Here is a 19297-nt window from a genome sequence, read left to right on the forward strand (position 1 = left end):
GTTCGTGCTCCGCGTCCGCGCTCCGCACCCCGCTGCGCACCGTGCCGCCCCGCCCTGCCCCGCCGCGCACTGTGCCGCCCCGGCCCCCTCACCCCGTTCGTGTGTCGATCAGTACATGAGCGCTGCCCGGCCGGAACGCGGCAACGCTCATGTACTGATCGACGGGGAGCGCGCGCGGCACGGTGGTGGCGCGGGCGGGACCGGGGGAGGGCGGTCGGCGTCGAGCAGGGAGCCGAGCGGGGACCTGTCACGCGGCGCGGTGTGGTTCAGCGGGGTGCGAGACGGGTCCGTTGGGCGAGCAGGGCGCGGACCGTCCCGACGGTGCGACCGGCGTTGCGGGTGAGTCCGTCGGCGGTGATCCGGAGGGTCTGCCATCCCAGCGCCGCGGTGCGGATGTCGCGGATGCGGTCGAGCGGGTCGTCGTGGTGGGTGCCGTCGTACTCGATCGCGAGCAGGGCGTCGGGGTAGGCGAGGTCGAACCGCGCCCAGGGGCGGCTCCGGCCGTCGTACAGCGGGAACTGGACCTGTGGGACCGGGAGCCCGGCGAGCACGAGCAACAGCCGTAGCCGGGTCTCGGGCGGGGACTCCGCGCGCGGGTCGGCGAGTGCGACGACCCGGTCCAGCCGGGCCGAGCCCCGTACGTGCGGGTGGAGCGACCGCAGGACCAGCAGGTCGGCGGGGTCGAAGCCGGGGCACGGCGCCGTCATCCGGGACAGCTGCCGCTGCTCGGGTGCCGGGGTGCCCCGCACCGGGACGAACACCGGCCGGTCCCGTCTCCGAGCGGCGAGCGCGTCGAGGGCGACGACGGCGTCGACGAGATCGAGCCGCCGGCACAGCTCCCACGCCGTGGCGCGGGGCGAGGTGACCCGGACTCCGTCGCAGAGACCGGGTTCGAGCGGGACGCCCTGGTGGGCGAGCAGGTCCGGGCGGGGCCGGATCCGCCGTGGTGCGACGAGCTCGGCCGGTGCACCCCACGGTCCGCAGGACGCGCCGAGGATCTCGGCCGCCGAGTAGGCCGACGCCGCACCGAGGGGTCCGGCGTGGATCGATGCGGCGCGGGCCCGGAGCACCGGCGTCACGGGGACCGCGGCGGACACGTACACGTCGGGGAGCAGGCGCACGAACCGTGGCCCGCGCAGCCGCCCCGGCGTGACGATCCCGCGCGCGACGGCCTCCGACCCCCGGAACGGCTCCTCCACCCGCGCACCCTGCACCCCGGCCCGCGCCCGGCGGGCCGGAACCGGTGCACCCGTTCGCGATCGCACACTCCGCCGCCGGGAGCGCGCCTCCGATCCCGGTCGATCAGTGCACCAGTGCTGCCGGCCCGGGGACGAACAGCACTCAGGTACTGATCGACGAGCGGCACGGACCCGGGGACGCCGGGTGCGGGACGGCGCGGCGGGTCAGGAGGGTGGGCGGCGGTAGTAGTCGGCCGACAGCAGGGCGCCGTCGGCGCCGAAGCCCAGGACCCAGGTGCTGGCCTTGTGCGAGGGCAGGTCGGGGTCGGGGGGCCGGCCCGCGGCGGCGAGCAGGTGCCCGACGACGTCCGGGATGACCCCGCCCTGGCTGCACAGCAGCGTCACGCCGGCCTGCGCCGCGAGGGTGCGGAAGCGGGCCAGGCCGTCGGCGGGGGAGACCCAGTAGCCGTGCTCGCCGAGCAGCGGCTCCACGTCCGGTTCGCCCGCGCCGGACGCGAGGGCGTACGGCTCGATCGTCTGGCCGCAGCGCAGCGGCGGGGCGGTCGCGAGCCGGTCCGGGCCGAAGCGGCCGAGGAAGTCCGCGAGCCGGTTGGCCTGGGTGAACCCGGTGCCGGACAGGGGGCGCAGGTCGTCGTCGCCCTCCCAGGCGGTCCGGCTGCCCGCCTTGGCGTGCCGCACGAGCACCACCGTCGACGACGGCGGCCCCACCCGGTCGAGCCGGTCCAGCAGGTCGGCGTCGGCCGGGCGGGTGAGCAGCGCGGCGGCCTCGTCGCGGGGCAGCCAGCGCAGGTCGTCGGTCTCGTCGGTGACGGTGAAGCCGTGGTCGCGGACCGCCTCGGCGGCCCAGTAGTGCACGACCTTGGGGCCCCTGCCGGGCACGGTGTACGCGGTGTGGCCGAGCCGGGCGCCGAGGCGGCACCCCAGGTGCGACTCCTCGGCGGTCTCGCGCAGCGCGGTCAGGGTCAGCGCCTCGCCCGGGTCCTGGTGGCCCTTGGGCCAGGACCAGTCGTCGTAGCGGGGGCGGTGGACCAGGGCCACCTCGACGGTGCCGTCGTCCGCGCGGCGCCACGGCACCGTCCCGGCCGCGACGACGTCGGCGATCCCCGCCGGGTCGACCTCGGCGCCGTCGGTCCGGAGCTGTGCGGACAGCATCAGTCCTCGCTGCTGCCGCGGCGGGAGTTCATCATCTCGACCTGGTGGTCGCGGACCCGGATGTTCTCCGAGCCCGGCGCGGGCGACGGCGACCAGGTCCCGTCCGGCCCGAGCGTCCAGCAGCGCGTCGCCGGGTCCAGGCAGGAGTCGAACATCGCGCCGAGCTGGTCGGCCAGCTTCGGGTCGGCGACCCGCAGCATCACCTCGACCCGGCGGTCGAGGTTGCGGTGCATCATGTCCGCCGAGCCGATCCAGTACTCGTCGGCCGAGCCGAAGTGCAGCACCCGGGAGTGCTCCAGGAACGGCCCCAGGATCGACCGGACGGTGATGTTCTCGCTGAGTCCCGGCCGCCCGGGGACGATCGCGCAGATGCCGCGCACCACGATGTCGACCGGCACGCCCGCCTGCGACGCCCGGTAGCAGGCGTCGATGATGGCCTCGTCGACCAGCGAGTTCGCCTTGATCTGCACCCGCGCGCCGGACTCGCCGGACAGGTGCGCCTCGATCTCGTCGTCGATGCGGCGCACGATGCCGCGGCGGATCCCGTACGGCGCGACGAGCAGGCTCCGGTAGGAGGTCTGCCGCGAGTAGCCGGTGAGGGAGTTGAACAGGTCGGTGAGGTCCGCGCCGATGGTCGGGTCGGCGGTGAGCACGCCGACGTCCTCGTAGAGCCGCGCGGTCTTCGGGTTGTAGTTGCCGGTGCCGATGTGGCAGTAGCGGCGGATCTCCGACCCCTCCTGGCGCACGACCAGGCAGGTCTTGCAGTGCGTCTTGAGCCCCACCAGGCCGTAGACGACGTGCACGCCGGCCTTCTCCAGCTCGCGCGCCCAGCGGATGTTGGCCTGCTCGTCGAACCGGGCCTTGATCTCGACCAGCGCGACGACCTGCTTGCCCGCCTCGGCGGCGTCGATCAGGGCGTTGACGATCGGGGAGTCACCGGAGGTGCGGTAGAGGGTCTGCTTGATCGCGAGGACGTTCGGGTCGGCGGCGGCCTGCTCGATGAAGCGCTGCACCGACGTCGAGAACGAGTCGTAGGGGTGGTGCACGAGCACGTCGCCCTCGCGCAGGGTCGCGAACACGCTGCGTGGGGTCTCCCGCTCGGCGAACGCCGGGTGCGTCGCGGGGCGGAACGGCTCGTCCTTCAGGTCGGGGCGGTTGACCCCGTGCACCTGCCACAGGCCGGTGAGGTCGAGCAGCCCGGGGACGGTGACGACGTCGTTCGGGTCCACGTCGAGCTCGCGCAGCAGCAGCTCCAGCACGTGCTCGGACATCGTGTCGAGCACCTCGAGGCGGACCGGCGGGCCGAACCGGCGCCGGGCCAGCTCCCGCTCCAGGGCCTGCAGGAGGTCCTCGTCGCGGTCCTCCTCGACCTCCAGGTCCGCGTTGCGCGTGACCCGGAACGGGTGGACCTCGGTGACCTCCATGCCGGTGAACAGGTCCCCGAGGTGCGCGGAGATGAGGTCCTCGATCGGCAGGAACGTGACCTGCCGGTTCCCGGCGCGGGTGTCGGTGTCCGGCGGGTCGACCGTCACCAGGCGGGGCACGTTGTTCGGCACCTTCACCCGGGCGAACCGCTCGGTGCGGCCCTCGGGGTCGCGGACGGTCACCGCGAGGTTGAGCGACAGCCCGGAGATGTAGGGGAACGGGTGCGCCGGGTCCACCGCGAGCGGGGTGAGCACCGGGAACACCGTCTCGGTGAAGTAGTCCGACAGCCGCAGGCGCTCGGCGTCGGTCAGGTCCTCCCAGCTGCGCAGGTGGACGCCGGCCGCGTCGAGCTCGGGGAGCAGTTCGTCCCTGAACACCTCGGCGTGCGCCCGCGACAGCGCGCGGCTCCGCTCGGTGATCCGGGCCAGCTGCTGGCGCGGGGTGAGGCCGTCGGCGCTGCGCACGGACAGGCCGGTCTCGTCGCGGCGCTTCAGGCCCGCGACCCGGACCATGTAGAACTCGTCGAGGTTGGAGGCGAAGATCGCGAGGAACTTCGCGCGCTCCAGCAGCGGCTGGCTGGAGTCCTCGGCCAGGGCCAGCACCCGGGCGTTGAAGTCGAGCCAGGACAGCTCGCGGTTGAGGTAGCGGTCCTCGGGGAGCAGCTCGGCCATCGTCGACGCCGGGGCGGTCGCCCCCGCGGGCGGCGCGATCGGGGCGGCCCCCTGGACCTGCGACGGCGCGGCGGCCGGCGGCGCGGACGGCGCCGCGGGGCCCGACGGCGCGTGCTGCTGGGCCGGGATCTCCGCGGACGGTGCCTGGTCGGTGACGCTGCGGCTCGCGGTGTGCAGCCGCCGCGACGCCGGACGCGGGGCACGGCGCGCCGTCGTCCGGGGACGGCCCCCCGGGTGCGCGGAGGTGCCGTTCCGTCCGTCCGGGGTCGCCGAGTCGTCACTCACGTCACGATTGTTTCGTACCGTTCCGCAACCGTCCACGGGGACACGGCCCCGCCCGGCGATGTCACGTACGTGGTGTGCCACACCGTCGGGCGACGGCGTCACCGGGCGGGGGACATCCGGGTGGGTGAGGTGCGGCGGGCGGCGGGTGCCGGGCGTCGACCACGGCCCGGGTCCACGCGCCCACCCCGAGGGCGACGGCGTCGTCGAGGTCGGCGGCGGTGTCGACGTCGCGGCGCAGACCGGGACGCTCACCGGGCAGCGGGCGGGCCCCGGAGGCGCCGTGCCGGGCGGCGGACCCGCGGCCGAAGTGCGGGTCGAGATCGTGCCCCGGGGCGACGAGCAGCAGCGTGGTGCCCTCGCCGGGGGCGTCGGGCTGGAAGGCCCGGGTCGTGCCGGCGGCGAACAGCACGGCGGCCGCGGCGACGGCGTCGTCGAGCTCGGCCGGGCGCAGCGCGGGCAGGTCGGCCTGCAGCGCCCCCAGCGCGACGTGCGGGTCGCGCGAGCGCAGCAGCGCGGCACCGTGGCGCAGCGCGCCGTTGAGCCGGCGGCCGGGGTCGGTGACGACCTCCGCGCCGAGCGCGCCCACCTCCATCGCCACCGCCGGGTCCGAGGAGATCACCAGCACGTGCCGGACCGCGGTCGCGGCGACGGCGGCGGCGACGGTGTCGCGGGCCAGGGCCAGCGCGAGCCGCTGGTGCGCGTCGAGATCACCCACCCCGTCGTCGGCGGCACCGCGCAGCCGGGTCTTGGCGCGGGGCAGCGGCTTCACCGGTACGACCAGGTCCACCCGCAGGGTCACGGCCCCAGTCTGGCACCCCGCGTGACACCGTGGAGCCCCTGTGGGGAGACTCCACGGACGAGATCCGGATCATCCCGATCCGCGACGACCCCACGTCCCGCCGCAGAGGCGGGCAGGAGGAGGCCGCCGGTGGCACGCGAGAAGGGCGGATTCTGGGTCGGTTTCGCCGTCCCGTTCTTCTACTCGATCGGCTGGCTCACCGGCCGGCCGCGCTACCAGGGCCGTGAGCACCTCCCGGCCCGCGGCGGCGCGCTGCTGGTCGGCAACCACATCTCCCACCTGGACCCGATCCACACCGGGACCTACGTGCACAGCGCGGGGCGGGTGCCCCGGTTCCTGGCCAAGAGCAGCCTGTGGCAGGTACCGGTGCTCGGGCAGGTGCTGCGCGGCTCGGGGCAGATCCCGGTCTACCGCGACTCCGCCGACGCCCAGCAGAGCCTGGCCGCCGGGACGCAGGCCCTGGCCGACGGCAAGATCGTCATCATCTACCCGGAGGGCACGATCACCCGTGACCCCGACGGGTGGCCGATGCGCTCGCGCACCGGCGTCGCGCGGATGGCGCTGGCCTCGGACGTGCCGGTCATCCCGATGGTGCACTGGGGGACCCGCGAGGTCCTGAACGGCTACGAGAAGAAGTTCCGCCCGCTGCCGCGCACCGACGTCGTGCTGCGCGCGGGTGACCCGGTGGACCTGAGCGCCTACCGCGGGCGCCCGCTGGACGCCCACGTCCTGCGCGAGGTCACCGACCTGATCATGGGCCGGGTGCGGGAGCTGCTCGCCGAGGTCCGCGAGGAGGACGCGCCGGAGGAGTTCTACCGCCGCCGCCCGGAGAGCGGGGCGGGCCGATGAGCATCCCCCCGGCCCCGTCGTTCGGGGAGCGTCCGGTCAACGAGCCCGTGCACTCGATCCACCGCGTCGCCGTGCTCGGCGCGGGCAGCTGGGGCACCGCGTTCGCGAAGGTCCTCGGCGACGCCGGCCGCGACGTGCGGCTGTGGGCGCGGCGGCGCGAGGTGGCCGACGCGGTCAACGCCGACCGGCGCAACCCCGACTACCTGTCCGACGTCGCGCTGCCGGACACGCTGCGGGCCACCCACGACGCGGCCGAGGCCCTCGACGGGGCCGACGCGGTGATCCTCGCGGTCCCGTCGCAGTCGCTGCGCGACAACCTGGAGCGCTGGCGCGACCTGGTCCCGGCCGGGGTCACCGTCACCAGCCTGGCCAAGGGCGTCGAGCTGGGGACGCTCAAGCGGATGACCGAGGTCATCGACGACGTCACCGGCGTCGGGGTGGACCGGCTCGCGGTCGTCTCCGGGCCGAACCTGGCCGCGGAGATCGCGCACGAGCAGCCGACGGCCACCGTCATCGCCTGCGAGGACCACGACCGCGCCGTGGCGCTGCAGACCGCCTGCGCGACCGGCTACTTCCGCGCCTACACCAACACCGACGTCGTCGGGGCGGAGCTGGGCGGGGCGGGCAAGAACGTGATCGCGCTGGCGGTCGGCGTCGCGTCCGGGATGGGGCTGGGCGACAACTCGCGGGCGTCGCTGATCACCCGCGGGCTGGCCGAGATGTCCCGGCTCGGGATGGCGCTCGGTGCCTCGCCGCTGACCTTCGCCGGCCTGGCCGGCATGGGCGACCTGGTGGCGACGTGCAGCTCCCCGCTGTCGCGCAACCGCACCTTCGGCGAGCAGCTGGGCCGCGGCGCGAGCCTCGCCGAGGCGGAGCGGGCCAACCACGGCCAGGTCGCCGAGGGCGTGAAGTCCTGCCTGTCGATCTGCGAGCTCGGTGAGCGCGCCGGGGTGGAGCTGCCCATCGCCGACGCGGTGCGCCGGGTCTGTCACGAGGGCATGACCGCCCACCAGATGGCCAAGGAACTGATCTCCCGGGCCCCGAAGCCGGAGTGAACCCCATGCTCGGAGACGGCACCCGCTGCGTGCGCGGCGGAGAGCACGACGCCCACACCGTGGGCGACCCGGTCCACCGCGGACCGGTGCTGACCAGCACGTACCACCTCGGGCGCCCGGAGGAGGCCGACCCGGGCGCGGACTTCTACGCCCGCGCGGACAACCCGACGTGGCGGGAGTTCGAGGCCGCGGTGGGTGAGCTCGACGGCGGGCCGTGCACGGTGTTCCCGTCCGGGATGGCCACGGTCGCGGCCGTCCTGCGCGCCTTCACCGGCACCGGGCGCGGCGTGCTGCTGCCCAGCGACGGCTACTACGTCGCGCGCCTGCTCGCCGACGAGGAGCTCGCCCCGCTCGGGGTGCCGGTCGCCTACTGCGCGACCGCGGGCGACTGGGCCTCGGCGATCGCCCGGCACCGGCCCGCGCTGGTGATGCTGGAGACGCCGTCGAACCCCGGCCTGGAGGTCTGCGACGTCGCCGCGGTCGCCGCCGCCGCCCACGCGGCCGGGGCGGTCGTCGCCGTCGACAACACCACGTGCACCCCGCTCGGGCAGCAGCCGCTCGCGCTCGGGGCGGACCTCGTCGTCGCCAGCGACACCAAGGCGCTGTCCGGGCACGGGGACCTGCTGCTCGGGCACGTGTCCGCGGCCGACCCGGTGCACCACGAGCGGGTCCGCGCCTTCCGCACCCGCGGCGGCGCGATCGCCGGGCCGATGGAGACCTGGCTGGCGCTGCGCGGGCTCGGCACCCTGGACCTGCGGCTGGCCCGGCAGGCCGAGAACGCCCGCGCGCTCGCCGTCGCGCTGCGGGAGACCCCGGGCGTGCACGACGTGCGCTGGCCAGGGCTGGCCGACGACCCGTCGCACGTGCTCGCCCGGACCCAGATGCGGCGCTGGAACGGGATCCTGCGGTTCACCCTGGCCGACACCCACGCCGTCTCGGACTTCCTGGCCCGCACGACGCTGGTCGACTCGGCGACGAGCTTCGGCGGGCTGCGCACCGCCGCGGACCGGCGGGCCCGCTGGGGCGACGCGGTGCCCGACGGCCTGGTGCGGCTGTCCTGCGGTGTCGAGGACACCGACGACCTCCTCGCGGACGTGATCGGCGCCCTACGAGGCTGATCCGGCCGTCGGGAACCGACGGGACACCCGGCGTCGGTTCGGTTATCACACTCGCGTAACCCACCTTCCGTATGGTCGACTACATCCGGACCTCGAGCGTTCGCGGAGGTGGTCGCGTGCCGTACCGACAACCCGTCCCCGGTGGTGCCGAGATGATCTCGGGTGGAGATCTGCGGATGGTCGATCCGCTCCCCGACGATCCCGTCCCGGCACCCGGGACCGAGCCGCCGACCACGGCTCACGTCCCGGTGGGGTCCCGGGTCCTGCTCCTCAACGCCAGCTTCGAACCGCTGGCCGTGGTGACGTCCAAACGTGCCATCTGCCTGCTGCTCTCCGGCAAGGCGGAATGCCTCCAGGAAGCTCTGGAGGGTGCCGAGTTCCGCTCGGAGAACCTCGCGCTCCCCGCACCCTCGGTCCTGCGCCTGTCGCGCTACGTCCGGGTGCCCTACCGCCGCTCGGTCCCGATGACCCGGGCCGGGGTGCTGCGCCGCGACGGCCGTCGCTGCGCCTACTGCGGCCGACGTGCCGACACGATCGACCACGTGATCCCGCGCAGCCGCGGCGGGGCGCACAGCTGGGAGAACTGCGTCGCCGCCTGCAAGGCCTGCAACTCCCGCAAGGCCGACCGGCTGATCGAGGAGATCGGCTGGACGCTGGGGGCGACGCCGGGGCCGCCTGCGCGCAGCGGGTCGGGTGTGCTCGTGCTGGCGGTCGAGCCGCTGCCGGCGTGGGAGCCGTGGTTGGCCACGGTCGCGTGAATTTCGTGCCGGGCGGCTAACGACATCGCCCGGCACGGCGATCGTGCTGTCGTGGACGGTCGATCCCCCCGAGTCCTGCACGTCAGTCAGCCGGTCGACGCCGGTGTCGCCGAGGTGGTCGCGCAGCTCGCCCTCGACCAGCGCGACCGCGGATGGGACGTGCGCGTCGCCTGCCCACCCGGCCCGCTGGCCGAGCGGCTGGCCCGCGGCGGGGTGCCGGTCGAGCCGTGGGCGGCGAGCCGCGGCCCGGGCCGCTCGACGCCCGCCGAGGCGCGGGCGCTGGCCCGAGTGGTCGGCCGGGTCGGGCCGGACCTGGTGCACCTGCACAGTGCCAAGGCCGGACTGGCCGGGCGGCTCGCCGTGCGGGGCCGGATCCCGACCCTGTTCCAGCCGCACGCCTGGTCCTTCGACGCGGTCACCGGGCCGGTCGCCGCGGCCGCGCGGGCGTGGGAGCGCGGCGCGTCGCGGTGGACCGACCGGCTGATCGCGGTCAGCGACGCCGAACTGGCCGCCGGCCGCGCGGCCGGGGTCACCACCCCCGCCATGGTCGTCCCCAACGGGGTCGACACCGACCGGTTCGCCCCGCACCCGGGGCCGGTCGCCGACGGGGTCCCGACCGTGCTGTGTCTGGGCCGGGTCACCCGGCAGAAGGGCCAGGACCTGCTGTTGAAGGCGTGGCCGTGGGTCCGCACCGCGGTGCCGGCGGCCCGGCTGGTGCTGGTCGGCGACGGCCCGCAGCGGGCCGCGTGGAGCGCCGGGACCGACGGATCGGTGCGCTGGGAGTCCGCCACGTCCGATCCGCGCCGCTGGTACCTCGACGCCGACGTCGTGGTGCTGCCTTCGCGCTGGGAGGGGATGCCGCTGGTGGCGCTGGAGGCCATGGCGTGCGGGCGCCCGGTGGTGGGCTTCGACGTGACCGGGGTGGCCGAGGCGATCGGCGACGGCGGGACGGTCGTCCCGGCCGGGGACGTGCGTGCGCTCGCCGACGCGGTGGTCGCCCGGCTGCGCCCCGACGGCCCGGCCGGTGCGGAGGCGCAGCGCGCGCGAATACGCGCAGTCACATATTTCGATCGCCGACGCTCGGCCGAACGAGTGGCTGATGTGATCACGACTGTGCTGTCTTCGAGTGAATCCCACCGATGGTGACCGGTACTGCAGCGTTTGGCGTAACAACACGTCGGTACCGGACGAACCGACAACCGACGTGACCGGACGGATTCGACGATCGGAGTGTGCATGCTCTCGCTGGGTGCCCGTGAGATGGCCGCGGCCGTACGCACCCTGGCCCGCGGTGAGCTGAGCCGCTACACCGCCGGCGGACGGTCGGAGGTGGCGCGGCTGGAGGCCGAGACCTGTGAGCGCACCGGGACCGGGCACGCCCTGGCGGTGGCCAGCGGGACCGCCGCACTGACCTGCGCCCTGGTCGGCAGGGGGGTCGGGCCGGGCGACGAGGTACTCGTCCCGGCGTTCACCTGGGTCGCCTCGGCCGCCGCGGTGCTCGCCGTCGGCGCCGTCCCAGTCCTCGTCGACATCGACCACTCGCTCACCATCGACCCGCTCGACGCCAAGCGCAAGATCACCGCACGGACCGCCGCGATCATGCCCGTCCACATGCTGAACCTGGTCGCGGACATGGACGCGCTCACCGATCTGGCCGCGGAGAACGGCCTGTCGGTGATCGAGGACGCGGCCCAGGCGGTCGGGGTGACCCACCGCGGGCGGCGGGTCGGCACGATCGGCGACGCGGGCGCCTTCAGCTTCCAGCAGGCCAAGAACGTCAAGGCCGGTGAGGGCGGGATGATGCTCACCGACGACTCGCGCACCGCGACCAGGGCGCTGTACTACCACGACCTGGGCGCCTACGAGCGCGACGGCTGGACCCGCACCGACGAGCCGCTGTTCGTGGGGCTCAACCTGAAGATGTCCGAACTGACCGCGGCGGTACTGCGGCCCCAGATGCGTCGGCTGGACCGCCAGCTGGAGCTGCGCCGTCGCCGTCGCGCCGTGGTGCTCGACGCCCTGCTGTCGAGCCCGCTGCGCGGTTTCACCGTCGCCCCGCACCACGACGAGGCCTCCGCGGTCGGGCTCGCGCTGCGCTTCGAGGACCCCGCGCAGGCCGCGGACTTCGCCCGCCGACGCACCGCCCGGCTGCTCGCCGACTCCGGACGTCACGTCTTCACCCGGTGGTGGCCGGTGCTCGAACGCCGCACCCACCACCCGCGGATCGACCCGCACGGCTGGGCCGGCGGGCACGCCGACTACTCCCCGGCGTCCTGCCCGAACACGCTGCCGGTCCTGGAACGGACCTGTGTGGTCGACATCGCCCCCGAGCTGCCCTACCCGGCCTTCCGCGCCGCCGTACGTTCCCTCACCTCCGCATGACCAACCCCGACCGGACCAGGAGCGAGCAACGATGATCATCGACGCCGAACGGGACCGGCTCGACGTCCTCCCGCACGACGCCGTGGTGGTCGTGGGTGCCGGTCCGGCCGGCATCGCGGTGAGCCGGCGTCTCGGTGAGGCCGGGGTGCCCGTCGTGCTGCTCGAGTCCGGACCCGACACCGTCGACCCCCGCTTCCCGGTCGAGGACGGTCCGCTGGACCGCGCCGAGACCGCCGGGAGTCGCTACCGGTACCCGACCGAGGGTCGGGCCCGCGGCATCGGCGGAGCTGGTCAGACATGGCGCGGTCAGTGCCTGCCGCTGGACCGCTCGGACCTGGCCGTACGGCCCTGGGTACCGGGCAGCGGCTGGCCGCTGGACCCGGCCGAGCTGGACCGCCACCGGCCCGCCGCCGAGGCCTTCCTCGACGTCGCCGGCGGGTACGACGAGACGCGCTGGGCCGACTTCGCCCCGCTGCGTCCACTGAACTGGGACCCCGAGCGGCTCCGCAACTTCCTCACCGAGTACTGCCGCGAGGTGCCGCTGGGCAGCCGGGACCGGGACCGGCTGGCCGCCTCGCGCGCGGTGCGGGTCGTGGTGAACGCGACGGTGACCCGGGCGACCCTGGTCGACGGCCGCGCCACCGGGGTGCGGATCGCCGCCGGCGGCCGTCGGGTCGAGATCACCGGCCGTGAGGTGGTGCTCGCCGCAGGCGGGATCGAGAACGCCCGGCTGCTGCAGCTCAGCGACCCCAACGGCGTCGGCCTGGGTACTGGGCGCGCGCACACCGGCCGCCACCTGCAGGACCACCCGATCGTCCGGACCGTGCGGATCGACCCGGTCGACCACCGGGTGCTGCGCGACCGCTACGTGGAGCTGCGCCGTCGGGGCCGGCGGGTCTTCCCCAAGATCGCGCTGACCGCGGCCGCGCAGGAGCGGGAGGGACTGCTCAACGCCTGTGCGGTGTTCGAGCACGTCTACTCCGACTCGCCGCTGGACGCGGTGCACCGGTTGCGCGCGGAGCTCACCGGGCCGGGCCCGCGCACGCTCCGCCCGGGTGATCTGGTGCGCGGGGTCGCCGCGGTCCCGGCGCTCGCCCGCGGCCTCTACCGGCAGCGGGTACGTGGCGTGCCGTTCCGCGGGGACGCACCGTCGGGGGTGTTCCTGCAGGTGTGGGTGGAGCAGGCCCCCCGGGCCGACCGTCGGGTCACCCTCGGCGCCCGCCGGGACGCGCTCGGCCTGCCGGTGGCCCGGATCGACTGGTTCTGCGCCGACGAGGAGCTGCACACCTCGCGGTTGCTGACCCGGTGGGTCGCCGAGGACCTGCGTGCGGCCGGGGTTGCGACCACCCGGGACCTGCCCGCCATGACCGACGACGACGCCTGGCGCGGCACGGTCCGCGACGGCTTCCACCCGGCGGGCACCACCCGGATGTCGCGCGACCCGCATGACGGGGTGGTCGACCCCGAGCTGGCGGTGCACGGCGTTTCCGGCCTGTCGGTCGTCGGGGGCAGCGTGTTCCCCACCTCCGGTTTCGCGAACCCCACCCTGACGATCGTGCAGCTCGCGCTGCGCCTGGCCGACCGGCTCCGGGACCGCACCCGTCCTGACCTCGAGGTCCGCGGCCGGACCCGGCTGCCGGACGGTGCCCGGTGAGCCTCGTTCCCGGGACCGGGACCGTGTCCCCGGCGCGCGCGCCCTGGCGACGACTGGGACTGTTCGGTCTCCTGCCGATCCTGTCGGTGGCCTCCCCGCTGCTCGTGCTGCCGGTGATCGCGCGCGCGACCGGTCCGGAGGGCTGGGCCGCGGTGGCGATCGGTACCGCGGTCGGTTCGGCGGCGGTCGCGCTGGTCGACGTCGGCTGGGTCGACAAGGGGCCCGGCATGGTCGGCCGGGGCCGGTCGGGCAGCCCGCAGCGCGTCCTCGCCGCGAGCCTGGCGTCGCGGCTGGCGGTGTTCCTGCCGGTGCTCGCGGTGATCGTGCCGGTGAGCGTGCTGCTCGCCCCGGACGGTCACGAGCTGGTCAGCGCGCTGCTCACCGTCGCGACCGCCGCGATCGCGCTGCTGCCCACCTGGTACTTCGTGGCGCGCGGCGCCCCGATGCGGATCGCGCTGTACGACACGCTGCCGCGGGTCGCCGCGGCGGTGCTCGCCGTCGTCCCGGTCCTGGTGTGGCGCTCGGCGCTGCCGTTCGCGGTGCTGCTGCTGGTTGCGACGCTCGGCTCGGTCGCGGTCTCGGCCGCGTGGGAGCTGCGCGGTCACGGCGCGGAGCTGGCGAGCCTCGGCATCGACACGGTGCGGGCGCTGCGGACCGGTTGGCCGCTGGCGGTGTCCGGGCTGGTCGGCGGGGCCTACACGAGCCTGCTGGTGCCGCTGTTCGCGATCGGCACCGACCACGACGTGCTGCTGGTGGCGGTATTCGCCGCCGCGGTGCGGCTGATGTACATGGCCCAGGGCGGGATACGGGCGTGCCTGTCGGCGTTCTCCGGCTGGGTCGCCGAGGACTGGGGCGCGGGCACCGTCCACCGGATGCGCACCGCTCTGCTGGTCAACGGCAGTGCGGGGCTGGTCACCGGGATGGTCCTGGCGGTCGGTATGCCGCTGCTGAGCCGGGTCGTGTTCGGCCCCGAGATCGTGGTGCCCTGGCCCGTGGGCGTGGGCGTCGGGGTGGCGATCGCGTCGTTCGCGGTCAGCCAGTCGATCATGCTGCACGTCCTGGCGCCGGCCGAGCGGATCCGGCCGATCGCGGTCGTCACCGCGGTCGGGTCGGTCGTGGGGGTGCCGCTGCTGCTCGTGGCCTCGATGCTGGACGGGATCGTGGCGGCCGCCGCGGTCGTCGCGGTCGTCGAGCTGCTGATGCTGGCGCTGCTGCTGCCCGCCGCCCGCGCGACCGTCCGGGGACTGTCCGAAGCGATACCGGAGGCCGTGACACCGCCGGCCGGGGCGCCCGTGCCGGCCCCGTCCCGGGGTGCACCGTCCGCCGGCGTGTCGCCGATCCCGCCGCCCGTCCCGCCCGTACCCGACGTCGAGCTGCGCCCGCATCCGTCCGCCGAGGAGGAGACCGTCCGATGAGTACCCGTCAGAGGTCCTCGGGGACCGCCGCGACCGAGCGCCTGCCCGCGCGCCCTCCCGCGGCGGCCCCGCCCCGCCCGACGATGCCCGCCGGGTCTGCGGGTGCGGAGGTCGCGCCCCCGGGGCCCGCCGACCGCACATCCACCGACCGGCCCCGCGATGCCCCGGCCCGCGAGTCGGCGGTTCGGGCGGCCGCGATCGGTGACGGCGTGCCGTCGCCCCGACCGGTGCCCCCGGTCCCGGGCGGGACCGGGCACGAGGACCTGCTGCTCGGCACGGTCGCCCGCCGTCGACTGACCCGTACCGGGCTCGGCGCGGTCGCGCTCGGCATGGTGACCGGCGCGCTGCTCGGACTGCTGCTCGGGTTGCTCCGCCCGGCGACCGTGACCGCGACCGCGGCGCTGGACGTGGCGCCCGCGTCGCTGCCGACGTTGCAGTCGCTGCAGGGCACCCCGCCCGACGAGCAGCTGGTGACCGAGCACGTCGTCCGGCAGCTGGCGGTTCTGCAGGGCTCGGAGCTGCGGACCGTGGTCGAGCAGCGGCTGGGCCGCGACGACGTCGGCCTCACCGTGTCCCGGTCCGGGCAGACCGCGGTGATCGAGCTCGCCGCCACCGCACCGGACCCCGCGACCGCCGTCGCGGTCGCCCGCACCGCGCTGACCGTCTACGGCGAACTGGTCGCCGACCAGGACTCCGAGCTGCTGGCCCGACGGCTTGCGACGATCGACGGCGCGATCGCGGACCTGACCCGCGGCGGCCCGGGCGACCCCTCGGACCAGGCCCGCTTGGACAGCCTGCGCGACCTGCGATTGGAGGCGCAGCTGCAGAGCGACTCCGGCCCGGTGCAGGTCGTGGGCGCCTTGGCGGTCGACCCGACGGCTGGGGGCAGCCCGCTGCTGCTCGCGGCTGCCGGTGGTGCCGTACTCGGCGGGATCGCGCTGGGTGGGGTGGTAATGGGCCGCCAGGCACTGTCCAGCCGGGTCGGGACCGGGCTCGACCTGCGTCCGCACGTGGACCGGGTGAGCGTCACCGAGATACCGGTCGGGCCGGGCGCCCGGCCCGACCCCGAGCGGGCCCGGCTGCTGCTCGCCGAGATCATCCCCCGGCCGAGCGGCACCATCGTGGTCGCCGGTCTCCCGGGCACCGGGGTGGCGGCCGGTGACGCGACGACCGTGGCCACCGAGCTCGCCGCGGCCGCGGCCGAGCGCGGCCCGACGGTCCTGGTGCACCGGGCCGGGACCACCGGGACCATGGAGCCGGCCGGGACCGCACAGCCGGTAGGGACCGCCGAGCCCGACGCCGCGGCCCACCCACGCCCCGCGGTCGTCACGCTGGCCGCCGATGAGGACCTGGACCTGTTCTCGGGGCGACTGGCCGAGCTGGTGGCCGGAACCGGACTGAGCGGCCCGGCCGTCGTCGTCGCCGCCACGCCGCTCGCCCGGTCCCCGCGGCTGCTCGCGAGCCTCGCGGCGGCCGAGAACACGGTCGTCGTCGCGCGGGCCGGGGCCGATCGGCTCGACGCCCGCGCCGCGGCCCTGCTGGCCGCGCTGCGCCGGTCGGGGGCGTGCACCGTTGGCGTGGTGACCCGGGCCCGACGGCGGTGAACGGGCCGCGTCCGGCCGGGCCCGGGGTGTGGTGGCTGAGGCCAGGGGTGGTCGGACCGGCGATGATCGGGGTGGCCGTGCTCGCCGCGGCCACGGTGCCCGACTCCTCCTACCGGACCCAGTGGGGCACCCCGAAGGCGGTCACCGCCGAGCTGGCCGTCCTGTTCGGACTCGGGGCGCTGGCGCTCGCGCTCGGCGCGGTCATCGCCGCGGTCGCCGCGCCGCCCCGGCCCGTCGCCGCGGTGTGGCCCGACCTCGACGACGGCCGGTTCGCCCTGCTGCGCCGCGCGAGCACCGTGTTGACCGCGCTCACCGTGACCGGCTACGTCGCGTTCGCCGGGCTGGCCCTCGCCCGCGGGGTGACCCCGGCGGTGGTCCTCGACGCCGTCACCTCCGGGGTGTACGCGGCCGACCTGCGCACCCGGATCGGCACCCTGCCCGGCCTGACGACGATGACCCAGTTCGGCCCGGCCGCGGCGGTGGTGAGCGGGCTGCTCCTGGCCCGCGACGGCCGCGACCGGGCGGAGTGGGCCAAGCTCGGCGCCGTCGTCGTGCTCGCCCTGCCGCGGGCCTACCTGATGACCGAGCGGCTCGCGGTGCTGGAGATCCTGGTGCCGCTGGTCGTGGTCGCCGCCTGCGCCGGATCGACGCGTCCGCGCACCGCGCGCAGGCTGTCCTTCGCCCCGGCGGTGGCACTACCCGGCCTGGTCGCGGTGTTCGCCGCGTTCGAGTACTCGCGCAGCTGGAACTTCTACCGGGCTCGCACCGACTCCGGGTTCGCGCAGTTCGCGCTGGAGCGCTTCGCTGGCTACTACACGACCGCGGTGAACAACGCCGCCCTGCGGATGCAGTACATGGCGGACCTGACCGGCTGGCCGCGCGCGACGCTGGAGTTCCTGTGGAGTGCGCCGGGGGTGTCCGCGCTGGACCTGCACCGGCGACTGTCCGGCGTGGACACCGCGCAGGTCTACGCCGACGTGCTCGTCGCCCACGGCAACCCCGAGTTCAACAACGACGGCGGCATCGCCGATCCGTTCCTGGACTACGGCACCCTCGGCGGGCTCGCGCTGCTGGTGGCGGTCGGGTTCGTCGCCGCCACGCTGTACCGGGGGATGTGCGAGTCGCGCCCGGCCGGGCTGCTGTTCTACCCGTTCCTGTTCCTGGGCCTGCTGGAACTGCCCCGCTACCTCTACTGGACCCAGGGCCGGACGCTGCCGGCGATCGCCGGGCTCGCCGTCGTCGCGGTGCTGCTGCACCGCTCCCGGCCGCCCGTGCCCGCCGTCCCCGTCCCCCCGCCCGCCGTCGCCGAGCCCACCGTCGCCGAGATCGCGAGATGAGTCCCGTGCTGCGTTACCTGCTGATGGCCGACCACGTCCCCGCCGAGGGCGGCGGCGGGATGGTGCGGGTGGTGGTGGAGCTCGCCCGCGCACTCGCCGACCGCGACGACGTCGAGCTGCACCTGACCGTGGCCGCCGACGGCGCCGGTGGGCGGCTCGACGGCCTGGTGCCCGCCGACCGGATGCACCGCCGCCCGGGCGGGCCGGTGGGGCTGCGGTCGGTGCGCGAGCGCTGGACGCGCTGGCTGCGCGACCTGCCGCCGATGGACGTCGTGCACGGCGCCAAGCACCTGCTGCCCGCCGACGCCGCTGGTGCGCTGCGCGTGCTGACGGTGCACGACATGCTGTTCCTGGACCGCCCCGGGGACTTCCCGGCGGCCAAGCGGCTGCTGCTGCGCCGCCCCTACCTGGCCTCCATCCGCGACGCCGACGTGCTGGCCTGCGTCTCCGCGGCGACCCGGACCCGGCTGCTCGACTACGCTCCCGAGGTCGCCGACCGCGCCGTCGTCGTGCCGCTGGCGACCCCGGACACGCTGCGCGCGGTCTCGCCGACACCGGTCGCGGAGCTGGCCGGGGCCACCTTCGCGCTGGCCGTCGGTGACGCGAACCCGCGCAAGAACCTGCGGCTGGCCGTCGACACCTGGCCCGCGGTCCGCGCGCACCACCCCGACGCCCGGCTGGTACTGGTCGGGCCGCGGGACTGGACCGCACCCGACCGTGGCCGGCACTTCGACCGGCTGGTCGCGCAGGGCGCGGTGCTGCACCTCGGTCCGGTCGACGACGGCACGCTGCGCTGGTGCTACGAGTACGCGGCCGCGGTGCTGTGCCCCAGCGCGTTCGAGGGGTTCGGGCTGCCGGTGGTGGAGGCGCTTCGCTTCGGGGCGCCGCTGGTGTGCTCCGACGACCCGGCCCAGGCCGAGGCCGCGGGCGGGGCCGGGCGGGTGGTGCCGGTGCAGGACCCGCACGCCTGGGCCGACGCCGTCGTCGCCGCGCTGGGCACACCCCGCCGGGTGCCCGAGCACGGGCCGGGCCGGTCCTGGGCCGAGGCCGCCGGGGAGATCGTCGACGCCGTCACGAGGAGGAACCGTGTCAGGACCCGCTGACCCGCGCGCCGGGGTGGTCGCGGACCGGGTCGGCACCGACCCGTTCGCGGTGCACCGCACCGTCGTGCACGTCGCCGTGCCCGGTACGGCGGGGGAGCGGCGCGCGCGCCGGCTCGTCGCCGCGCACACGACCCGCGGCTGGACCGGGTGGGTGCTGCCCCGCGCGGCGGTCCCCGCGCTGCCCGCGGGCGCCGTCGTCGTCGTGCACGGGCGGGCGATGGCGGGCCGGGCCGGGCGTGCGCTGCGCCGCCGGGTCCCGGCCGGGACGGCGCTGCTGTGGTGGGCCGACGGCGCCCGGCCCGGCCCGCTGGACCGGCTGCGGGCCCGCGGCTGCAACGCCGTCGTGGTGACGACCGAGGTGGCGTCGCGCTGGGCGACCCGCGTCCCGGTGCCGCTGCTGCGGGTGCGTGAGGACCGGGCGGAGGCCGACGAGGCGGCCGCGTTCGTCGCGCGGGCCGCGGCGTTCGGCCCGGCCTGAACCGCTCCCGGCG

General features: G+C 75.7%; 16 protein-coding genes. 12 read left to right on the plus strand and 4 right to left on the minus strand.

The window, feature by feature from the left end; translation table 11 throughout:
• Positions 1 to 266: 266 nt before the first annotated feature.
• The 4 genes from WHI96_RS17520 to cofC form a co-directional block, all read right to left on the minus strand.
• Entirely contained in the window at positions 267 to 1199 is a 933-nt protein-coding gene (locus WHI96_RS17520) for an endonuclease domain-containing protein (protein ID WP_345644451.1), read from the minus strand.
• Positions 1200 to 1403: 204 nt separating this feature from the next.
• Positions 1404 to 2351, minus strand: a complete 948-nt coding sequence (locus tag WHI96_RS17525; protein ID WP_345644448.1) for an NUDIX hydrolase — start codon at positions 2349 to 2351, stop codon at positions 1404 to 1406.
• On the minus strand, positions 2351 to 4732 hold the full coding sequence (locus tag WHI96_RS17530) for an RNA degradosome polyphosphate kinase (RefSeq protein WP_425571581.1): 2382 nt from the start codon (positions 4730 to 4732) through the stop codon (positions 2351 to 2353). The genes WHI96_RS17525 and WHI96_RS17530 overlap by 1 nt, the downstream gene beginning before the upstream one ends.
• A 61-nt stretch (positions 4733 to 4793) precedes the next feature.
• Complete coding sequence (cofC, locus tag WHI96_RS17535; protein ID WP_345644445.1) at positions 4794 to 5531, minus strand: 2-phospho-L-lactate guanylyltransferase; 738 nt, start codon at positions 5529 to 5531, stop codon at positions 4794 to 4796.
• Positions 5532 to 5660: 129 nt separating this feature from the next.
• Here cofC and WHI96_RS17540 point away from each other — a divergent pair, with 129 nt between their 5' ends.
• The 12 genes from WHI96_RS17540 (at position 5661) to WHI96_RS17595 (ending at position 19284) form a co-directional block, all read left to right on the plus strand.
• Positions 5661 to 6380 carry a lysophospholipid acyltransferase family protein gene (locus WHI96_RS17540; RefSeq protein ID WP_345644443.1) on the plus strand — a complete coding sequence of 240 codons (720 nt, stop codon included), beginning with the start codon at positions 5661 to 5663 and terminating at the stop codon, positions 6378 to 6380.
• Positions 6377 to 7435, plus strand: a complete 1059-nt coding sequence (locus WHI96_RS17545; RefSeq protein ID WP_345644441.1) for an NAD(P)H-dependent glycerol-3-phosphate dehydrogenase — start codon at positions 6377 to 6379, stop codon at positions 7433 to 7435. The genes WHI96_RS17540 and WHI96_RS17545 overlap by 4 nt, the downstream gene beginning before the upstream one ends.
• A 5-nt stretch (positions 7436 to 7440) precedes the next feature.
• The gene (locus WHI96_RS17550; protein WP_345644438.1) at positions 7441 to 8553 is read left to right on the plus strand and encodes a cystathionine gamma-lyase; all 1113 of its coding nucleotides are present in this window, start codon (positions 7441 to 7443) and stop codon (positions 8551 to 8553) included.
• 176 nt (positions 8554 to 8729) lie between these two features.
• Entirely contained in the window at positions 8730 to 9311 is a 582-nt protein-coding gene (locus tag WHI96_RS17555) for an HNH endonuclease (RefSeq protein ID WP_345644436.1), read from the plus strand.
• A 51-nt stretch (positions 9312 to 9362) separates the two neighbouring features.
• Positions 9363 to 10457 (plus strand): glycosyltransferase, encoded by a 1095-nt coding sequence (locus tag WHI96_RS17560; protein WP_345644433.1) that lies wholly within the window; start codon positions 9363 to 9365, stop codon positions 10455 to 10457.
• 90 nt (positions 10458 to 10547) lie between these two features.
• Positions 10548 to 11693, plus strand: coding sequence for a DegT/DnrJ/EryC1/StrS family aminotransferase (locus WHI96_RS17565; protein ID WP_345644430.1), 1146 nt, complete (start codon positions 10548 to 10550; stop codon positions 11691 to 11693).
• Positions 11694 to 11724: 31 nt separating this feature from the next.
• Complete coding sequence (locus tag WHI96_RS17570) at positions 11725 to 13347, plus strand: GMC oxidoreductase (RefSeq protein WP_345644427.1); 1623 nt, start codon at positions 11725 to 11727, stop codon at positions 13345 to 13347.
• Positions 13344 to 14762, plus strand: coding sequence for a lipopolysaccharide biosynthesis protein (locus tag WHI96_RS17575; protein ID WP_345644424.1), 1419 nt, complete (start codon positions 13344 to 13346; stop codon positions 14760 to 14762). The genes WHI96_RS17570 and WHI96_RS17575 overlap by 4 nt, the downstream gene beginning before the upstream one ends.
• 209 nt (positions 14763 to 14971) lie before the next feature.
• On the plus strand, positions 14972 to 16366 hold the full coding sequence (locus WHI96_RS17580) for a hypothetical protein (RefSeq protein ID WP_349302409.1): 1395 nt from the start codon (positions 14972 to 14974) through the stop codon (positions 16364 to 16366).
• 62 nt (positions 16367 to 16428) lie between these two features.
• The gene (locus WHI96_RS17585) at positions 16429 to 17703 is read left to right on the plus strand and encodes an O-antigen polymerase (protein ID WP_345644418.1); all 1275 of its coding nucleotides are present in this window, start codon (positions 16429 to 16431) and stop codon (positions 17701 to 17703) included.
• The gene (locus WHI96_RS17590; protein WP_345644415.1) at positions 17700 to 18806 is read left to right on the plus strand and encodes a glycosyltransferase; all 1107 of its coding nucleotides are present in this window, start codon (positions 17700 to 17702) and stop codon (positions 18804 to 18806) included. The genes WHI96_RS17585 and WHI96_RS17590 overlap by 4 nt, the downstream gene beginning before the upstream one ends.
• The gene (locus tag WHI96_RS17595; RefSeq protein ID WP_349302410.1) at positions 18790 to 19284 is read left to right on the plus strand and encodes a hypothetical protein; all 495 of its coding nucleotides are present in this window, start codon (positions 18790 to 18792) and stop codon (positions 19282 to 19284) included. The genes WHI96_RS17590 and WHI96_RS17595 overlap by 17 nt, the downstream gene beginning before the upstream one ends.
• The last annotated feature ends 13 nt before the right edge of the window (positions 19285 to 19297 follow it).

It is taken from the genome of Pseudonocardia tropica, from assembly GCF_040105315.1.
GTDB classification, from domain to species: Bacteria; Actinomycetota; Actinomycetes; order Mycobacteriales; family Pseudonocardiaceae; genus Pseudonocardia; species Pseudonocardia alni.

Coding starts and splice junctions, on each gene's coding strand:
- WHI96_RS17525 (WP_345644448.1), bottom strand. CDS start 2,351: ATGCTGTCCGCACAGCTCCGGACCGACGGCGCCGAGGTCGACCCGGCG.
- WHI96_RS17545 (WP_345644441.1), top strand. CDS start 6,377: ATGAGCATCCCCCCGGCCCCGTCGTTCGGGGAGCGTCCGGTCAACGAG.
- WHI96_RS17550 (WP_345644438.1), top strand. CDS start 7,441: ATGCTCGGAGACGGCACCCGCTGCGTGCGCGGCGGAGAGCACGACGCC.
- WHI96_RS17555 (WP_345644436.1), top strand. CDS start 8,730: ATGGTCGATCCGCTCCCCGACGATCCCGTCCCGGCACCCGGGACCGAG.
- WHI96_RS17565 (WP_345644430.1), top strand. CDS start 10,548: ATGCTCTCGCTGGGTGCCCGTGAGATGGCCGCGGCCGTACGCACCCTG.
- WHI96_RS17570 (WP_345644427.1), top strand. CDS start 11,725: ATGATCATCGACGCCGAACGGGACCGGCTCGACGTCCTCCCGCACGAC.
- WHI96_RS17585 (WP_345644418.1), top strand. CDS start 16,429: ATGATCGGGGTGGCCGTGCTCGCCGCGGCCACGGTGCCCGACTCCTCC.
- WHI96_RS17590 (WP_345644415.1), top strand. CDS start 17,700: ATGAGTCCCGTGCTGCGTTACCTGCTGATGGCCGACCACGTCCCCGCC.